Annotated in this window: 10 protein-coding genes; 4 read left to right on the top strand and 6 right to left on the bottom strand. The window is 60.1% G+C overall.

Features of this window, described 5'->3' with window-relative positions:
• Nucleotides 1–292: 292 nt before the first annotated feature.
• The 4 genes from VHX65_19210 to VHX65_19195 all read right to left on the bottom strand — a co-directional run bounded on the left by VHX65_19210 (nucleotide 293) and on the right by VHX65_19195 (nucleotide 5,448).
• Nucleotides 293–2,122, bottom strand: coding sequence for an ATP-binding protein (locus tag VHX65_19210; protein ID HEX4000686.1), 1,830 nt, complete (start codon nucleotides 2,120–2,122; stop codon nucleotides 293–295).
• 168 nt (nucleotides 2,123–2,290) lie between these two features.
• Nucleotides 2,291–2,980, bottom strand: a complete 690-nt coding sequence (locus tag VHX65_19205) for a response regulator (protein HEX4000685.1) — start codon at nucleotides 2,978–2,980, stop codon at nucleotides 2,291–2,293.
• Nucleotides 2,981–3,371: 391 nt separating this feature from the next.
• Nucleotides 3,372–4,337 carry a hypothetical protein gene (locus VHX65_19200; GenBank protein HEX4000684.1) on the bottom strand — a complete coding sequence of 322 codons (966 nt, stop codon included), beginning with the start codon at nucleotides 4,335–4,337 and terminating at the stop codon, nucleotides 3,372–3,374.
• A gap of 58 nt (nucleotides 4,338–4,395) precedes the next feature.
• Nucleotides 4,396–5,448 carry a twin-arginine translocation signal domain-containing protein gene (locus VHX65_19195; GenBank protein ID HEX4000683.1) on the bottom strand — a complete coding sequence of 351 codons (1,053 nt, stop codon included), beginning with the start codon at nucleotides 5,446–5,448 and terminating at the stop codon, nucleotides 4,396–4,398.
• A 566-nt stretch (nucleotides 5,449–6,014) separates the two neighbouring features.
• On the opposite strand from VHX65_19195, the gene VHX65_19190 reads away from it, so the two are divergent.
• On the top strand, nucleotides 6,015–7,814 hold the full coding sequence (locus VHX65_19190; GenBank protein ID HEX4000682.1) for a 30S ribosomal protein S1: 1,800 nt from the start codon (nucleotides 6,015–6,017) through the stop codon (nucleotides 7,812–7,814).
• A 194-nt stretch (nucleotides 7,815–8,008) separates the two neighbouring features.
• On the opposite strand, the gene VHX65_19185 is transcribed toward VHX65_19190, so the two are convergent.
• Nucleotides 8,009–9,991, bottom strand: coding sequence for a PAS domain S-box protein (locus VHX65_19185; GenBank protein ID HEX4000681.1), 1,983 nt, complete (start codon nucleotides 9,989–9,991; stop codon nucleotides 8,009–8,011).
• A gap of 660 nt (nucleotides 9,992–10,651) precedes the next feature.
• Between VHX65_19185 and VHX65_19180 the strand changes: the two genes are divergently transcribed.
• Complete coding sequence (locus tag VHX65_19180) at nucleotides 10,652–11,491, top strand: RNA polymerase sigma factor RpoD/SigA (GenBank protein HEX4000680.1); 840 nt, start codon at nucleotides 10,652–10,654, stop codon at nucleotides 11,489–11,491.
• Between the two features lie 194 nt (nucleotides 11,492–11,685).
• On the opposite strand, the gene VHX65_19175 is transcribed toward VHX65_19180, so the two are convergent.
• Nucleotides 11,686–12,510 (bottom strand): DUF4974 domain-containing protein, encoded by an 825-nt coding sequence (locus tag VHX65_19175; protein ID HEX4000679.1) that lies wholly within the window; start codon nucleotides 12,508–12,510, stop codon nucleotides 11,686–11,688.
• Nucleotides 12,511–13,000: 490 nt separating this feature from the next.
• Between VHX65_19175 and VHX65_19170 the strand changes: the two genes are divergently transcribed.
• Together VHX65_19170 and VHX65_19165 are read left to right on the top strand one after the other, a co-directional pair.
• Entirely contained in the window at nucleotides 13,001–15,106 is a 2,106-nt protein-coding gene (locus tag VHX65_19170) for a hypothetical protein (GenBank protein ID HEX4000678.1), read from the top strand.
• 244 nt (nucleotides 15,107–15,350) lie between these two features.
• Nucleotides 15,351–15,887, top strand: coding sequence for an adenine phosphoribosyltransferase (locus VHX65_19165; protein ID HEX4000677.1), 537 nt, complete (start codon nucleotides 15,351–15,353; stop codon nucleotides 15,885–15,887).
• Nucleotides 15,888–15,889: the final 2 nt, after the last annotated feature.

The following is a 15,889-nucleotide window of genomic DNA, read 5'->3' as shown; positions in this document are numbered from 1 at the left end:
GACTCGCGGGCTGCCACGCACGCTCGGTCAGCAGAAAGTGGTTCGGTCTCGCCACCCTGGTAGATATCCGAAGCTCGAAGGCTCCACACTGTCTCATCCGGCGTTCGAACCGCTGACAGAGCATCAGGGCAGAAAACGGGTTCTGACCCCTTTTCCTCCCGACCCGCATGGTCCAGGCGAACCGGCACCGGCAGGGGGTGGGAGCGCAACTGCTTCGGTGGCGTGCTCGAACGGATTCGGCAGATCGCCAATGCGTGGTGCGTTTTGATCGACACGAGCCAGCACACGGCTGTCACCGCGCCGCGGTGCCTGCGCCGGTTTCCACTGGCTCTTGATGTCGCGGGGCAGTGCGATGATCGATCGGCAAATGGATCGTGAATGTGCTTCCCTTGCCGATTCGGCTGGCGACCGTGATGTGGCCGCGGTGGGCTTGCACGATGTGCTTGACGATTGATAGCCCCAGGCCCGTTCCTCCCAGTTTGCGGCTGCGGGCCCGATCGACGCGATAGAATCGCTCGAAGAGCCGCGGCAGATGTTCGCTTTCGATGCCGCAACCTTCGTCGCTGACGGCGATAATCACTTCGCCGAGCGTCTGCTGGGCATGAATCTGAACCAACCGCGACGGCTCGCTATATTTCACGCCGTTGTCGAGGAGGTTGGCCACGGCTTGTTCCAAGAGCGGCGGATTAATGGCCGCGCGAAGCGAAGGTTCGCAGTTCAGCTTTACGCTGATTTGCCGCGCCGCAGCCTTGGTTTGGCAATCGGAAACCGCCGCCTCGAGCACGTCCTTGATCGACGAATCCACGAGGGGCAGATCGGCTGCACGTTCGTTCTGCTCGATCTTCGCCAGGCTGAGCAGGTCTTCGATGATCGCGTTGAGCCGGTCGGCCTGCTTGGCGATGATCTTGAGAAACCGCAGCGCGTCATCGCGATGCTCGACGGCGCCATCCAGCAGCGTTTCGACGAATCCTTTGATCGAGGCGATCGGCGTTTTCAGTTCGTGCGAGACATTGGCGACGAAATCCTGGCGGACGTTTTCCAGATGGCGAAATCGCGTGACGTCGTTGAGCACAATCACCGCCCCGACGCTTCGGCCGGCGCCGTCGCGCAAGGCAGTGCCGCGGATGCGGAGGATTTTTTCCTGCGCGCCGTGCAGCACGACATCGTCTTCGATCGGCTCGTCGCTGCGCAACGCGCGGCTGGCAAAGCGGCGCAAATCGGCGTTACGCAAAACTTCTTGCAGGCTGCGGCCCGGCACATCCGACTGCCGGCTTCCGATCAATTCCGCCGCGGCTCGATTCAAGCTGATGACCCGTTCTTGCGGGTCGACGGCCAGCACGCCTTCGACCATGCTGGCCAAGACGGCTTCTTGTTCGTGCCCCTTCCGGCCGATGACGTGGCTGCGTTCTTCGATCTGCTGTGCCAATTGGCGAATCGATTCCGTGAGGCCGATCAATTCATCGGTGTCGGCGGCGGGAAATTGAGTGTTCAAATCCCCGTCTGCCAGGCTGCGGGCGGCCGATGCGATCTCCGCTACCGGGCGGGCAACATGCCGTGACAAGATCCATGACACGGCCATGGCCCCGCAGAGGATGACCACACACGCGAAGGCGACTTGCCAGCGCAGACGGCTCAATTCCGGATCGATGTCGCTGGCCGGCACTGCAGCCCGGACCACGCCGACAATCCGATCCTCACTGCGCACCGGAACTGCGACATACAGCATCCGGATATTGAAGGTCGTGCTGTAGCGAATCGAGCGGCCCGAGGAGCCGGCCAAGGCCTCGACGATTTCGGGCCGCCCGGCGTGATTGTCCATTTTGGTCGTGTCAGCCTGCGAGTCGAAGATGACTTCGCCACTTGGGCGGACAATCGTGAATCGCCCGCTTAGGGCATGGGCGGCCTGGGCCGCGAATTGATCGAAATCAGCCGTATCGCCGGAGAAGGCGTTGCCGCGACGGCCAGCGACCAGCCGGGCCATCGCTTCCATGCGGTCTTCGACGCCCGAAATCAGCGTCTCTTCGAGTGCTTTCGACGCACACCATCCGGCAGCCAACACGACGCCGCAAACGATGGTCAGGTGCGACCGGAGCAGTTGGCCGACCAATCGTTTCCGCGACATAGAGGAGGAAGGGTGAGGGTGAGGAGACAGGGTGAGGGTGAGGGTGAGGGGACAGGCGGGACGGCGACGTCCGGAACCGCAAGCGAGCGACCCATTCAAATGGCGTTGGTGAGCCTCGCTTGCGGTTTCGCGTCTCTAACGCTTCACCCTAGTTCCTCATCCTAATTGCTATTCCTTGAAACGGTAGCCGACGCCGCGCACCGTTTCAATATAGTGTCCGTAGGGGCCGAGTTTCTTCCGCAGGCCGGCAACCTGCACGTCGACCGACCGCTCCGTCACCGGATAATCTTCTCCCTTCACGGCGTCGACGATCTGCACCCGCGTGAATGCCCAGCCGGGCTTGCGGGCCAAAAAATGCAGCAGGCGGAATTCAGTATAGGTTAGATCGCCGGGCTCGCCGTTGATCAAAACTTCGTGCCGGCCGGGATGGATGACAATTTCGTGAATGCGAACGGTGCCTTGCTCTTCGAGCACGTCTTTGGTGCGGGCTCGCCGCAACAGGGCCCGAATCCGCGCCAGCAGCACCCGGGGGCTGAAGGGCTTGGTCATGTAATCGTCGGCGCCGAGTTCCAAGCCGCTGACGACATCCGATTCTTCACTCTTGGCGGTGAGCATCAGGATCGGCACATGGGCCGTGCGGCTGTCTGCCTTGAGAACGCGGCAGATTTCCAGGCCATCGACCGACGGCAAGAGCAGATCGAGCACGATCAGGTCGGGCACATTTTGCCGCGCCTCGGCAAGCGCTTCTTCGCCCGACGCGACGCAACGAACGCGATAGCCTTCTTTGGTCAGATTGTAGTTGACCAATTCGAGCAAATCTTCCTCGTCGTCGACGACGAGGATTCGTTCACGGGCCATAACGCTTCCCTTGACAGACGAATTCCCGCCCGGCCGCCTCTCCGCAAAGCGATCGGGGGTGTGGACATTTCGGTGCCAAGCTATCATCGGCATGTTAGGCCTCGATTAAGATCGGGTTAAGAACCTGCGTGAATATCAACGCAGCAGGCACATTCGATGTGCGGTGGCAACGTAGCAGGCACACTCCGTGTGCCGTGGCAACGTAGCAGGCACACTCCGTGTGCCGTCTGCCACCGGTAGCGGCCAGCCATAATCAACCGGCTTTTCAACTTTTTTCGCGATCGCTTGCGTCTTATCGCGCCGACGGCAGACGGAGTCTGCCTGCTACGTTACGACGGCAGACGGAGTCTGCCTGCTACGTTACGGCGGCAGACGGAGTCTGCCTGCTACGTTATTTGGTCATTATTGGTCCCGTGTCGACCGCTTCAAAGTCGTGGCCCTTGATCTTGCCGATTTTGTGAAGTGCATCGTCGTTCCAACGCGGATCCGGAGCGCCGGAGATGAACCAGTCGCTGCCGTTGTCGGCCACGATCATGCCATACATCTTCAGCGCCTGCAGGATCACGCGATCTTCGGCCGGAAAGCCGCGGATATCGACCCCGGCCTTCAATCGCACTCGCAGCCCCATTGGCGGCCGATTCGAATCGCTGGACGAGCTGGCCCAATGCCTCGCCGGATGGATATAGGCCCGTTGCGAGCGAACGATCGTAAATCGCAGTGCGTGCCGAATTTCGCCGTGGCTCACTTCATCGTAGCGAACCAGTCCCGGAAAGATCGGCAGGCCGGCTGCGTCGGCGGAGGTCCAACCGGCCGGCCGCAAACGATTGCTCGACAGGTCAAAGACCGCTCCCGAGCCGGCCTTCCAGCCGTCGGCCGTCTTGAAGGACGAGAAGAGTTCGTAGAGCTTTTTGCCCTCGGGATCGATCACCAGCACATGGCGGTCGCCGTTCGACTTTGGGCCCCCTTCGATCGGCGCGTCGTCGGGAATCGGATACGGGCCAGGATCGCTTTCAGCGGCGTATTCGAATTTCACGGGCACACGTTTCTGACCCTTCTTGGCGACGCAATAAGGAATGCCGCTTGGCACCCCGTTCCATGGCGCTCCGAAATCGGGATGCAATCCCTTGTCGAGCCCGATCGAGCGGATGTATTGCTCCGACTTCGGATGCACCGCTAGCCGATCGATCGGCTGGTTCCAGGGATTGTCGGCGGGAAAGATGGCCACTTCGCCCTGCGGCGTTTGCAACGTCGGCGACTCGGCCCTGGCCGGTCGGGACGCACAAGCAAGGAGCCCCGTTGCGATCATCGCAATGACGACGCCTTCCGAAAGAACCCGATCCGCACATGACGACTTCATTTTCCGAACACCTTTCGTTCCGCGCGTCCTGAAGTAGCCTGTAGCCTTCAGCCTTCTGTCAGCTCACTTTCTTGAGCAACGTCACCCGGCCCGTGGCAACCCATTCCACGACGAAGATGTTTCCGTCATGGTCGAAGCAGGCATCATGCGGATGCACGAATTTTCCCGCCACCCAGCGCTTCGGGTCATTGCGAATCTGCATTTTTTTCACTTCGGCGATCCACGCCGCGTCGTCTCCCAGATGCACGATCGGCTTGTTGTCGCGGTCGAATAGCGACACCCGGGCATAAAGATCTGGCACCATAAGCACATCGCCGCGAATGTCGAAGTGTGCCGGGAAGAGCACGTCGTTGACGATGCTGATGAACTTGCCGTCGAGCGTGAAGTATTGCAGCCGGGCATTGGCCCGATCGGCCACCACCAGCGACTTCGTGCGGCCGGGGCGATCGTCGAGCCAGAGGCCGTGGGGCGTGTTCATCTTGCCGGGCTCTTTGCCGAACCCGCCCCAGGTGCGGACCCATTTGGCATCTTTGTCGTATTGATGGATGTAGTGCGAACCGTAGCCGTCGCCGACATAAAACCCGCCGTCGGGAGCGAAAGCGACATTCGTCGGCTTGTAGCCCGAGGCATTTTTGTAAACGCCCGGCTCCTTCGGATAATCCTTTTTCCAGACGACATCGCCTTTGAGATTCGTCTTCACGACCTGGCGATGGTCGATGTCGCACATATACAAAAACTCTTCGCCGCTTTCTTTCCGCAGATCGATGCCATGGCCGCCGGGATAGATGTCTTTGGCAAACGAGCGGACGTATTTCCCTTTGGGATCGAACACGACGGTCGTGTCCATCGCATGATGGCCGTGTCCTTGGTGCGTGATATAGATGAGGCCGGCATCGTCGATCGTCACGCCGTGGGTGGTTTCCCATTGGATTTGCTTGGGCAGCTCGCCCCAGCCGTGAATGCATTCGTATTGAAACTCGCCTGTGCCGATGATCGGGTTCTTCGAGCCGGCCTTATCTTCCATTCCCAACAGCAGCGGGGCGGAATGGACGGCGGCGGCAGCCGTGCCGGCGGCAACGGCAGTGTGCTTGAGAAAAGTGCGGCGACGCATGGCAAGGATCCTCTGGGCGGGGTGGCGGGCGGGTCGGACAATCGCGGGCGCGACGATAAATTGCCAGCACCACTCTAACCGATCGCGGGAGGCGATTTCAACCAGCCACGTTTCGTGTTCGGAGGCGACCGCTACCAGAACCGAGATGCGCGAAGTGGTCGATCGCCTACGACGAGTATGGTGTTCGGCTGGAAGCGATTGAGAATTGATTTGCTATGGATTTATCCTGCCCAAGTTCCCATTGCCGGGCCTTGCCGGGGCCGGTATTATATTGGGTTCCTTTTGGCGGCCGTTGGTTGATTCCTCGCGCGGGGAGTCCGGAGCCGAAAATTGGCATTTTTTCATTCCGGCCGGCTCGGCATCTTTCGCCGGGTCTTCGGGGGCGAAGGTGGCCGACCAAAGCGTCCGATCTCTCGGACGTTGGGCTTTGCGGATCCAGTCAACGGGAAACACAGTCCCGCTCCGATCCGCCAACAATTGCCCGCGGTTGCCAGCCCGACTTGTTTCTCGCCGTCGCCAATAAGTACGCCGCGAGACCGGCCAAGCGAAAGTAAAAGCAGTCATTTATGGTGAATCGTAATCTTATCCGTGGACTCGATGTCGATAGCGAAGAGCTGGACCGCGAGCTCGAAGCGGCCATGGCCGGCGGCACCGGCGATCAATTCGAATGGGGCGGCGGCGATCTGGCCGTCAATTCCGTCGTCGATGGCCGTATCTTGCGCGTCGACGACGATTTCGTCCTCCTCGACGTCGGCTACAAAAGCGAAGGGCAAATCCCGCGCAACGAATGGGACGAAAATGAAGAGCCGCCCCAAGTCGGGCAGGTCATCAAAGTTCTGGTCGAAGAGGTCGAAGGCTCGCAAGAACTCTTGGAAGAGCCGCGCGGCATGATCGCGCTCAGCAAGCGCAAAGCCCGCAAGATCGAAGACTGGATGAAGGTCATGGAGACCGTCCACGAAAACGACGTCGTCACCGGCGTCGTGACACGCAAGATCAAGGGCGGCTTGCTGGTCGATGTCAGCGGCGTGAACGTGTTCCTGCCCGCCAGCCAGGTCGATATCCGCCGGCCCGCCGATATCGGCGACTACGTCGGCCGCACGATCCAGTGCATCGTGTTGAAAATCGACGAAGCGCGGCGGAATATCGTCGTCAGCCGCCGGGCCCTGATCGAACAGGAACGGACCGAAAAGAAGAAGCAACTCCTCGATACGCTCGCCGTCGGCCAGATCCGCAAGGGCACGGTCAAAAATATCGCCGAATTCGGCGCGTTTGTCGATCTCGGCGGCATCGACGGCCTGCTGCATATCACCGACATGAGTTGGGGCCGCATCGGCCATCCGTCGGAGATGGTTCATATCGACGAGGAAATCGAAGTCCAAATTCTGCACATCGATCGCGAGCGCGAAAAGATCGCCCTCGGCCTGAAGCAGAAGAGCGCCAGCCCGTGGGAAGAAGTCGGCAACAAGTATCCGGTCGGCTCGGTGGTGAAGGGCACGGTGGTCAACGTCATGAGCTACGGGGCCTTCGTGAAGCTCGAAGAGGGCATCGAAGGGCTCGTGCACATCAGCGAAATGTCGTGGACCAAGCGGATCAGCCATCCCAACGAATTGGTGCACATCGACGACGAAATCAATGTCGTCGTGCTCGGCATCAACAAGGAGAAGCAGGAGATTTCGCTGGGCATGAAGCAGACCCAGGAAAACCCCTGGAACAAGGTGGCCGACCGGTATCCGCCCGGCACAATCGTCAAAGGCACCGTGCGCAATCTCACCAACTACGGCGCCTTCATCGAGATCGAAGAAGGGATCGACGGGCTGCTGCACGTCAGCGATATGTCGTGGACGCGCAAGATCAGCCATCCCAGCGAAGTCGTGGAAAAAGGCCAGCAGATCGAATGCAAGGTGCTCTCGGTCGATCAGCAGCGGCGGCGGATCGCGCTGGGCCGCAAGCAGCTTGAAGAAGATCCCTGGGCCGGCTCGATTCCCAACAAGTATCAGCCCGGCCAGCTTGTCACCGGCACGGTCACGAAATTGACCAATTTCGGCGTGTTCGTCGGCCTGGAAGATGGCCTGGAGGGTTTGCTCCACATTTCGGAACTGGCCGACCATAAGGTCGAGAATCCGGAAGAAATCGTCAAAGTCGGCGACAAGATCGAAGTGAAGATTTTGCGCGTCGATACCGACGAGCGCAAGATCGGCCTATCGCGCAAACGAGTCGAATGGGCCGAAGAAGCGGAAGGCAGCGAAAACGGTCGCGAGCCCGAGCACGCCGCCGCATCCGCCCCCTCGACTCCGCCGGTGGAGCTTAAAGGCGGCGTGGGCGGCAAGAGCGGCCCGCTGATCGGCCCCGCCGAACCGCGCGAATAAGTGCGCAATGGCTCTTGAACGAGACCGCGTATTCACGGCGTCGCTGCCGATTTTCATTCGGCAGCGACGCCGTTTTTTTTCACCAGTTGCTCGGCGCTGTCGGGAACAACCTTCGTTGGAGTTCACGCTCTAGCGTGCCGATTTTCGAATTCCCGCGAAGTCCGCTTGCAACGCCCCAACTCGTCGAGCGAAAGTCACGTGCGTGCTTTCGCGCGGCGACTGGCGGTATAGAGATTCAAAGCAACCGCGACAAGTTCGGCAGAATCGACGGGCTTGGAGAGGTGCATCTGAAAGCCGGCCATTAGGGCACGACGGCGGTCCTCCGCACGAGCGAATGCGGTCAGCGCGACGGCAGGCGTATCGCCGCCTTCAGCATCGGAAAGCTTACGCAGTTTCGCCAGAAATTCATAACCGTCTTCGGAGGGGAGTCCAATATCGCTTAAAATCATATCCGGTTGATACTGTTTGACCGCTTCGAGGCCCTCGGCTGCGCTGGCGGCGGTCCTGATGGTCGCATTGCATTTTGCGAGGATATGCTGGATTAAGCTACGCGCGTCGGGCTCGTCGTCGATCACTAATACATGAAATCCGCGCAGGTCGGGGATTGCACCCGTTGCAGCGGTCGAGGGGTCAGGCGGCAGGATCGGCTCTCGATCCTCATGGCAGACCGCTGTCAGCGGCAGCGACACGATGAACGTTGCGCCCTGGTCGAGACCTTCGCTGGAAGCTTTGACACTGCCGCCGTGCAATTCGACGAGCGATTTGACCAGCGCCAATCCGAGTCCCAAACCGCCGTATTGACGAGAGATCGAAGTATCGGCTTGCGAGAAGCGCGTAAACAAATGCGGCAAGAAATCCGCTGAAATTCCCTGACCGGAATCCACAACATGGATTTCCACGTGGGAGTCGATGCGGCGTAGAAATACCTGGACGCGCCCATCTCTCGGTGTGAATTTGATGGCATTGGAGAGGAGATTCCAGAGAACCTGTTGAAGTCGATTCGGATCGCCGGTGATCGGCGCGCCCTTGTGATCGAGAACTTTGGTGAGGCGAATGCCTTTGCCTTCTGCCGCTGGACGAAGGGACTCGACGGCCTCGCTGATGACGACTTCCAAATCGACGGATTGCACGTCGAGCCTCAATTTGCCATTGATGATGCGCGACATGTCGAGCAGTTCTTCAATCAGCTGGGCTTGAGCGCGCGCATTGCGTTCGATCGTTTCGAGGCCCTGTTCCAACACATCAGGAGTGGGGGTGTGCTCAGCGCGGAGAATTGTTGCCCAACCAAGAATGGCATTCAGCGGCGTGCGCAGCTCGTGCGAGAGAGTCGCAAGAAACTCGTCCTTCATGTGGCTGACGCGTTCGGCTTCGGAGCGGGCCGCCGTCTCACGTTTGAGCAGTTCTTCCCGTTCACGCAGAGCACGTTTGATGCTGGTAATGTCGCGGGCGACCTTGGAAACCCCGATGATTTGCCCGGCTGGCCCTTTGATGGGAGATATGGTGACCGAAATATCCAGTTTGCGTCCATCCTTGCAGACGCGGACCGTTTCGAAGTGGTCCACACGCTGTCCCCGGCGTAGCTGTTCTAGAATCTTCGGCTCCTCGTCAAGCCGATCGGGTGGAAATAGAATGGTAATGGATTTGCCAATAATTTCCTCCGCCCTGTATCCGAACATCCGCTCGGCAGATCGATTCCAACTATGCACGACACCGTTGAGGTCTTTACTGATGATGGCGTCGTCGGAAGAGGCGATGATCGCCTCAAATCGGCCTTCTAGTTCGACATTTCGGCTGATATCTCGGGCGACCTTGGACGCTCCAATCAACTTTCCCTGCGGATCAAGAATGGGTGATATGGTGGCGGAAATGATGACGGGCGTGCCGTCTTTACGTAGGCGGACAGTCTCGAAATGATCAATTTGTTCGCCGCGTCGGAGCCGTGCCAGGATTTCGTTTTCTTCGTCGAGCCGCTCGGGTGGGAACAGCACGGTAATCGGCTTTCCGACCATCTCTTCCGCCGTGTAGCCGAAGATACGTTCGGCGGATTGATTCCAGCTGCGGACGACGCCGTTCATGTCTTTGCTGATGATCGCATCGTCAGACGAGCTGACGATCGCGGCAAGCATCGCCTGGGCTTCGTGGGGGGAAACCATACCTGGGATCATGAAACGACTCATTGCGGTCTGCTATTTACGCAGCGGCAATCGGGCATGCGTTCGTCGCACGCATAACTTGCTGCTTTGATTTCACCACGAGGCAACGCGTTCCAATGCGGGAAATGGATTTGTTGGCTCGCTTCACAATTGGATGCCACGCTTTCGCTTCAACGCTTCACAATTGGATGCCACGCTTTCGCTTCGACAGTAGTCACTTACGCCGGATTTGCGATCCACCGACCGGCGAGCGCCGTCCGATGCCCATTCTACGATGAATGAGCGACACAGACCACGGCTCGACGCACAAGGCGACTCCACCTCGCGGCGACGAACCGGCCGCGACGGGCAGCCTTCGCAGGCCCCCATCGAACGTTCGACCGGACGCGCTCCGGCCCGCGTTTCGCCCCCCTTCTCGCTGACACTTCGGGCCTGTGTTCGTTCGTTTGGCCGGCACCCGCATTTCTCGCATAACCGGCATTCCGAACTTGCGGCGCAGTGCTCGGCTGGGTGCAATCGGCCGAGGCCGTCTTTTCCGCACCGTCCGAACCTCGCCTACATTCGGCGCACCTTGTCGCTCGGCAAGGCGAATGGAGAAACCGGCTTGCGCGCGTCGATAGGTTGTTTGTCGCGATCGACACCCTTGCTCGTTCCCCGCCCACTCCCGACCGCCGGTTTCCAATTATGGCCGCACCGCGACGCAAATCCTCCGCCGCCGTTCAGACTCCGCTGGAAACCTATCTCCGCGAAATCAACGAAACGGCCCTCCTCTCGGCCAACGACGAACAAGAACTCGCCATGGCCATCGGCCTGGGCGACACCCGGGCCCGCGACCGCATGGTGCGGGCCAATCTGCGGCTGGTGGTGAATATCGCCCGCGGCTACACCGGCAAAGGCCTCAGCCTTCAAGATCTGATCGAAGAAGGCAATCTCGGCCTGCTTCGGGCCGTCGAAGGGTTCGATCCCGCGATGGGCACCCGCTTCAGCACCTATGCCAGCTACTGGATCAAGCAGTCGATCAAGCGGGCACTGATCAACTCGGCCAAGACGATCCGCATCCCGGCCTACATGGTCGAACTGCTCTCGAAATGGCGGCGGGCCAGCGCACGGCTGACCGAAGAACTCGGCCGCACGCCGACGCCCGAAGAAATCGCCCGCGTGCTTGGCCTCGCGCGCAAAAAGCTGCCGATCATCAAGAAAGCAATCCGCATCTACAATTCCACGCCGCAAACCGATCAGACCGAGGCGGGCTGGTCGCTCGGCGAGATGATCATGGACGAAAATCTCAAAAGCCCGGAAGACACGATGCTCGCCCACGACAATCTCACGCACGTCATGGCGATGCTCAAAACGATGGATAGCCGCGAAGCGACGGTTCTGCGAATGCGCTTCGGCCTCGAAGATCAAGAACCGCGCACGCTCAAGGAAATCGGCCAATCGCTCGGGCTGACGCGCGAGCGCGTCCGTCAGATCGAAACCGAAGCCCTCGGCAAATTGGCCGACGGCCTCGATGCGACGAAGTAGGCGGAAGGGTGAGGGAATAGGATGCGGCCGGGATCACGCCGTCTCCCGATCGACGCTTAGCGGCTCGCTTCCGATTTCGCGCATCGCCCCCTCGCTAACGCTTCGGGCTAGTATGTGTGTTCCCAACGGGAAACTAGCCCGAAGCGTCAGCGCGGGAATGCCTCGGCACACCGAACGCACTTCTTCGTACGTCCCTACCGATAAACTCGCGGCAATTGCCAACGGGCTCGCGGCGTCGCCGATTGCGTGGGTTGCGCAGCCACGTTGGCGGGTGTTTCCTCGACCGAAACGACCCCTCCAGACGCCGTATCGGCGCTCGAGCCGACGATTTTCAGCGCGGTCGGTAATCCTTGCTGATCTCGCACCGCGCGCAGCCGCGCCAGCAATGCCTCGATGCGTTCGTGAACTTCCCGCGTTTGGCTGACGACCAGCGCGCCTGCCTCGACGAACGGCGCGATCGATCCGGCGCCCCCGTTGCTGTCCCAGCTTTGCGGCACGATCGTGCTCGTAAGCACCTCGATCAGGGAATCGAAATCGGCGTCGTAGGCGTCGGCGTGTTCGATGAACACCAAATCCGCAACCGGATAAACACGGACCACGACATAGGCTTTTGCCACATCGGCGGTGGTGATGACCAGCAGATCGCGTTGCATGATCCAGCTCAAGTCCTTCGACGCCAGCATGCTGTCCAAGGCGGCCCGCGCGGAAATGCCCGACTTGCTGAAGGTAAACGTTGTGTCGTCGGTGACGCCGGCGTCGTTCAAAGCCTTCGAGTCGAGCACGATCGGCACGCCTAGGGCGCGCTCGAGTGCCGCCGCCACGTCCTTGAGAGGCGTTTCCCTGAAATCGAACGACATGGTGCGTTCGAGTGCCGCGCGAATCGATCGTTCGTGTTCGACGGTTTGCGTAGTTTGGATTTCCGCTTGTGCCCGGCACGTCGCCGCGGCGAGCATCAGCGATGCCGCGGCAAGTGCAAACGCAAAAACGCGAATCGTCCGATCGATCCCTGGTCGCGACATGGGAGTGCCTCCTCGGCTCGGCTTTGCATCGAGCGGTTTTCTTGCCCTCGGCCCGTGCGCTTGATGCTAGGCGTCTGGCCACCACATTGCAAGCTGCTGTGTTTCTCGTAGGTCAGGCTTTCCAGCCTGACATGGCACGTTATTCGTAAGCGTTCGTCCGACCGGAAAGTCTGACCTGCGGCGGTAGCGCATTGCCGGGGAAGTTGCGAACGGCCGCGCCGTCGTCTTAGAATATCGCACGGCGAAATCTCGCCGAATCGGAACAGTGTCTTTTTGCAATCCCACCGTTTTCTGAGGAGCCCCCGAAATGGACGCTCATGCTGCGCGCTCGTGTCTTAAGCTCGGCCGAAGAATAACTTCCGTTTTTCAAACCCCTCAGCCTGCCGTCTCCCGCAAGGGGAAAGGGGGCTACGGAAAAGTTAATCATCGGCCGAGCCGCCGTGGGCTCGTGATCGGCTGCTCCCTTATTGCTTGGCTCGGTTCCGCCGGAATGCTACTTCAGGCGGCCGAACCGCCGACTGCCGAGCTTCCGCTTAAAAGGGTCGTGCTGTTCAGCTCGGGCGTCGGGTTTTTCGAGCACAGCGGCGAAATCGACGGCAATCGCACGGTCGAAATGCGGTTCGACACCGCGGCAATCAACGATCTACTCAAAAGCATGGTAGTGCAGGATTTTGGGCAGGGCCATGTTTCCACCGTCACCTACGGTTCGCGCGAGCCGCTGGCCAAGCAATTGAAGTCGTTTTCAATCGACCTGGCACGCAACCCGACCATCGCCGATTTGCTGCTCCAATTGCGCGGGCAACGCTTGGCGATCTCGATGCCGAATCCCGTCGAAGGAACGGTTGTCGGACTGGAGCGCCGCGAAGTGCCGGCCGCCAAGGAAGGCATGCAGGCCATCGATGTGTTGAACCTCAAGACGGCCACCGGCCTGCGCAGCATTCCGCTGAATTCGATCGTCGAGTTTCGCCTGCTCGACGAAAAGCTCGACAAGGAATTTCAGGATGCGTTGGCCGTGTTGGCCTCGGCCCACACCAACGACAAAAAGGCCGTCACGCTGAACTTCACCGGCACCGGAAAACGGACCGTGCGCGTCGGCTATATCCAAGAATCGCCGGTGTGGAAAACCAGCTACCGCCTCGTGCTCGACGACAAGGAAGCGCCGCTTCTGCAAGGCTGGGCCGTCGTGGAAAACACGACCGAGCACGATTGGAAAAACGTCGCGGTGACGCTCGTCAGCGGCCGGCCGATCTCGTTCCTCATGGATCTCTACGAACCGCTGTATGTCGATCGGCCGTGGGTGGCGCCGGAATTGTTCGGCACGCTCACTTCCCACACTTACGACCAGGACATGTCGGGCAAGGCCGATCTCGAGGCCCTGACGGGCGACTCCGGTTTGCGGATCGGTGGAAAGCCGGTTCGACTGGGGAACAAGAACCAGTTCCAAACCGGGGGCGGTCTTGGCGGCGCCGGAGGAATGAGCGCCGGGATGGGGGTGGGCGGCTTCGGTGCAGGCGGCTCGTTCGGCACCAATCGAGAACCAATGGTGACCAGCGTGGTGCCGGTCGTCGGCGGACCCGGCCCCAATATGACTCTCGATTTGAAAAAGGGAGTCGCTCCGAAGACAAAAGCCGAAGAGGTCGGCGCATTATTTCGCTACGCCATCGGCACTCCCGTCACGCTCGCCCATTCGCAATCGGCGCTGCTGCCGATCGTCAACGAACCGATCAAAGGTGAGCGCGTTTCCATCTACAATCCGGCGGATCAATCGAAACATCCGCTCTCCGGACTTTGGCTGCACAACACGACCAAGCTCCATTTGATGCAGGGGCCGATCACGGTGTTCGACGGGGGCGAATACGCGGGCGACGCCCAGATCGAAGATATCGCCCCGGGCGCCAGCCGGCTCATTAGCTACGCGCTCGATCTGAATGTCGAAGCGACCAGCGGCGACGACATGCGATCGGAAGAACTCACGCTGGTAAAGATCGTCCACGGCGTTCTCCAGGCCACGACCAAAATCAACCGCCGGCGAGAATATACGATGAAGAATTCGGGCGATCGAGCCAAGCATGTTTTGATCGAGCAGCCGATCGATTCCGACTGGAAACTTGTTTCCACCAAGAACCTCGCCGAACAATCGCGCGACACCTACCGCTTCGCCCTCGATGTGCCGGAGCATAAGACGGCGACTTTGGCCGTCGAGGAGCAACGGCGATCGCTCCAGCAAGTTCGGCTGGGCGTGCTCTCCGACACGAGCGCGCTGCTGGTGTATAGCTCGGCCGCGGCCACATCGCAGCAAGTGAAGGACGCGTTCAAGGAATTGTCGACGCGATTGGCTGCCCGGACCGATTTGTTAAGACAGCGCGCCCAAGCGGAATCGCAGATCACGGAAATTGGAGAAGAGCAATCGCGTATTCGCCTGAACATGCAGCAACTCGACAAGTCGTCGGAGTTGTTCAAGCGGTATGTCAAGATGTTCGGCGAACAAGAAGATCTGATCGCCAAGACTCGCGCGGAACTGAAGACCCTCTCCGCCCAGCAAGAAAAGCAAAGGAAGGAATTCGCCGAGTTCGTCGAACGCCTGGATGTCGATTAGCCGTTGGACCGACCGGAAGAAGCTTCAAAAACCGCCGGGGGACTGTCCCCCTCGGCCTCGCTCCTCCGCCTCGCGCGCGGACTGTCCCCCTCCGCCTTGCTCTCCCCCTCTGTGTTGCCTCTGTCTTGCGGTTTTCGAAACGCTTCTTGTCTCCAGCGGCCGCCTCGATCCTTGCTCGCCGACGGCAATCCGCCGGGCTATACTGGACCGCGCGCCCGCTTTCCGCGATCTCTTGAGGTGACGTATGACAATGGCGTCGACCGGGGTTCATCTGCCCGATTACATCCGGGCCATTCCCGACTTTCCCAAGCCGGGCATTTTGTTTCGCGACATCACGCCGCTTTTGGCTTCCGCGGAAGCGTTCCACGAGACGATCGCACAATTGGCGGGCCACTACCGCGACGTGGGGATCCATGCCGTGGCCGCGGCCGAGGCCCGGGGGTTCTTGTTCGCCGCGCCGCTGGCGTTGGAATTGGGCGTCGGCTTCGTTCCGGTGCGCAAGCCCGGCAAATTGCCCTTCGACACGCACGCCTTCCACTACGATTTGGAATACGGCACCGACACGCTCGAGATGCACATCGACGGTGTGTCGTCGGGTCAAAACGTGTTGCTCGTCGACGATCTCTTGGCCACCGGCGGCACGATGCAAGCCTGTTGCCAACTGGTCGAGTATTCCGGCGCGAAAGTGATCGGCTGCGCCTTCGTGATCGAACTTTTGGCCCTGAAAGGCGCCGCCCGGCTGGCCCCGCACCCGACCTTCAGCTTGGTGCAATATTCCTAGTG

The organism is Pirellulales bacterium (genome assembly GCA_036267355.1).
GTDB lineage: Bacteria > Planctomycetota > Planctomycetia > Pirellulales > DATAWG01 > DATAWG01.
Note: the sequence above shows the minus strand (reverse complement) of the source record. Positions and strands in the feature narration are given on the sequence as shown.